Raw genomic sequence first — 2,920 nt, 5'->3', positions numbered from 1 at the left:
CGAACCGCTGCTGCGCCTGAACGTCGAGGCCAAGGACGAGCCGACCATGACCCAGATCCGCGACACCGTCCTGGGCATCGTCCGCGCCTGACACCCTGACACCACCGGACCGACCGCCCGTGTCCCGCCGTTCTCCGGCCGGTACGGGCGGTCGGTTAGGGTCTTCACCTCACTGCGCACTCGGCACCGCCGGCCGTCACCGCGCACTCGGCACCAGACAGGACGACAGCTCATGGACCGGCTCACCAACACCGTCCGCCCCTACGCCTGGGGATCCGTCCACGCGATTCCCGCGTTGCTGGGTGTCCCGGCCACCGGTGCACCGCAGGCCGAGCTCTGGATGGGCGCCCACCCGGGCGACTCCTCCCGGGTGGACCGCGGCGAGGGCCCGGCCGCGCTGAACGAGCTGATCGAGGCCGCTCCGGAGGCCGAGCTGGGGGCCGCGGCGGTGGCCAAGTTCGGCCCCGCGCTGCCCTTCCTGCTCAAGGTGCTGGCCGCCGGGCTGCCGCTCTCCATCCAGGCCCACCCGACGCTGGAGCAGGCCAAGGCCGGCTTCGCCGACGAGGAGGCCCGCGGCGTACCGCTGGAGGCGCCGCACCGCAACTACAAGGACGCCAACCACAAGCCCGAACTCATCTGCGCGCTGGACGAGTTCGAGGGCCTGTGCGGCTTCCGCCCGCCGGCCGAGGCGGCCGCGCTGATGGAGTCGCTGGACGTCCCCGAGCTGGCCCCGCTGGTCGAACTGCTGCGCGGCAAGCCGGAGTCGGAGGCGCTCAGCGCCGCGCTGGCCACCGTCCTGTCGATGACCGGCGAGACCGCCGAACGCACCGTGGCGGCCACCGCCGCCGCCGTGGAGCGGGCCGCCGCGGGCGAGGACCCGACCGGCCAGTTCGGCGGATACGCCTACGCCGCCCGGGAGTTCCCCGGCGACACCGGGCTGATCGCGGCCCTGCTGCTCAACTTCATCCGGCTCCAGCCCGGCGAGGCGCTCTACCTGGGCGCCGGCCTGGTCCACGCCTACCTGCGCGGGACCGGCGTCGAGATCATGGCCAACTCGGACAACGTGCTGCGCTGCGGCCTCACCCCCAAGCACGTGGACGTCCCCGAGCTGCTCAAGGTGGTCGAGTTCACCGCCTCCCGCCCCGAGGTGCTGCGGCCCGCCGCCGACGCCTCCGGCGAGCAGCTCTACCCGGTGCCGATCGACGAGTTCCGGCTCTCCCGCTACCAGCTCACCGGCACCCCCCGCACGCTGTCCGGCCGGGCCCCGCAGATCCTGCTCTGCACCGAGGGCACCGCCCTGCTGACCGCCGCCGACGGCTCCGAACTCCCGCTCGCCACCGGCGAGTCCGCGTTCCTCCCCGCCGACGGCACCGAGGCCACCCTCACGGGCAACGGCGCCACCGTCTTCCGCGCCACCGTCACCCTCTGACGCTCCGCCACACCCTGACGCTGCTCAGCCTGGGACCGCCGGTCCCAGGCTGAACCGTCCTCTGCCACCGCCGGCCGCGCGCCGGAAGACTCGTCCGTGTCACCGAGACCACGAACACCGGACGAGGAGTCCCCCATGCGCGCAGTCACCGTCTCCACCTTCGGCGGACCCGAGAACGTCGAGGTCACCGAGGCCCCGCTGCCCGAGCCGGCCCCCGGCGAGCTGCGGATCCGTAGCCGGGCCGCCGCCGTCCACCCGGCCGACGCGGCCGTCCGCTCCGGCGCCGTCGCCGCCTACCTGCCGCCGCGGCCCTCGCACCGGCTGGGCTGGGACCTGGCGGGCACGGTGGACGCGCTGGGCGAGGGGGTAGAGGGCTTCCGCCCGGGCGACGAGGTGATCGGCCTCTCGCACTGGTTCCGCACCCACAACGGCGTGCACGCCGAGTACGCGGTGCTGCCCGCCTCCGCCGTCGCCCCCGCCCCGGCCGGGGTGGACCCCACCGTGGCGGCCGCCCTCCCGCTGAACGGCCTCACCGCCGTCCAGGCGCTGGACGCCGCCCGGCTGACGGAGGGTCAGACCCTGCTGATCACCGGCGCCGCCGGCAATCTCGGCGGCCTGGCGCTCCAACTGGCCACCGCCCGGGGCCTGGACGTGCTGGCGCTGGCCGGCCCGGGCGACCGCGACTTCGTCACCGCGCACGGCGCCCGCTGGGTGGACCGGGACGACCTGGCCTCGCTGGCCCTGCTGGCCCCGGACGGCGTGGACGCGGTGCTGGACACCGCCCTGCTCGGCCCGGCCCTGCTCCCCCACCTGCTGCCCGGCGCGGTCTTCGTCGCCGTCCGCCCGACCAGTGACCTGCCCGCCGACACCCGGCTCACCGTCGTCGACGTGGTGCCGGACGGGGCACAACTGGCCGAGCTGGCCGGGCTGGTGGCCTCCGCCGCGCTCACCGTCCGGGTGGACACCGCCGTCCCGTTCACCGAGGCGGCGAAGGCCCACGCCCGGCTGGCCGAGGACGGGGTGCGCGGCGCCGTGGTGCTCACCTTCTGACCGGGCCGCCGGTGAGGCTCCGTCAACTGCCCTGGGTGGCCTTCCGCGGAGCAGGCACCGGTGACCTCGGAGGAGCGGGTCGGTACCGTGTGACGGTACGACCGGCGTCGGGGGGAGCAGTCCATGACCGCAGCGAGCCCGGCCGCCCTGCTGGAGGCGCTCCGGAGACGGCTGCTGGCGCAGATCAACAGCACCGTGCACGGCTCCGACCTGCACCTCGAACGCTACGACCGGCCGGCTGGTGACCCCGGCCTGTTCGGGCCGGACAGCGTGGTCTGGAAGGTGCACGCGCACCCCGCCGGGATGCTGGTCGGCGGCTTCGCCGCCCTGCTGCTCCAGTCCCTGCACCCGCTGGCGATGGCCGGGGTGGACCACCACTCCGACTTCCGGGCCGACCCGACCGGCCGGCTGCACCGCACCGCCCGCTTCGTCACCACCACC

3 protein-coding genes are annotated in these 2,920 nt (G+C 75.1%); all 3 read left to right on the top strand.

Annotation, left to right across the window (positions count from 1 at the left end):
* Positions 1 to 232 precede the first annotated feature (232 nt).
* Positions 233 to 1,429 (top strand): mannose-6-phosphate isomerase, class I, encoded by a 1,197-nt coding sequence (gene manA / locus ACZ6ZR_RS26985; protein ID WP_465646505.1) that lies wholly within the window; start codon positions 233 to 235, stop codon positions 1,427 to 1,429.
* A 135-nt stretch (positions 1,430 to 1,564) separates the two neighbouring features.
* Entirely contained in the window at positions 1,565 to 2,479 is a 915-nt protein-coding gene (locus ACZ6ZR_RS26980) for an NADP-dependent oxidoreductase (RefSeq protein WP_465646503.1), read from the top strand.
* A 123-nt stretch (positions 2,480 to 2,602) separates the two neighbouring features.
* A partial coding sequence (locus ACZ6ZR_RS26975) for an oxygenase MpaB family protein (RefSeq protein ID WP_465646501.1) occupies positions 2,603 to 2,920 on the top strand: 318 nt, incomplete at its 3' end.

This window comes from Kitasatospora sp. NPDC088742 (genome assembly GCF_055584905.1).
The sequence above is the reverse complement of the archived record's forward strand: the minus strand, read 5'-3'. Positions and strand labels throughout refer to the sequence as shown.

Bases quoted from the DNA above. Each gene is read 5' to 3' on its own strand.
- manA (WP_465646505.1), top strand. From the start codon at position 233: ATGGACCGGCTCACCAACACCGTCCGCCCCTACGCCTGGGGATCCGTC.
- ACZ6ZR_RS26980 (WP_465646503.1), top strand. From the start codon at position 1,565: ATGCGCGCAGTCACCGTCTCCACCTTCGGCGGACCCGAGAACGTCGAG.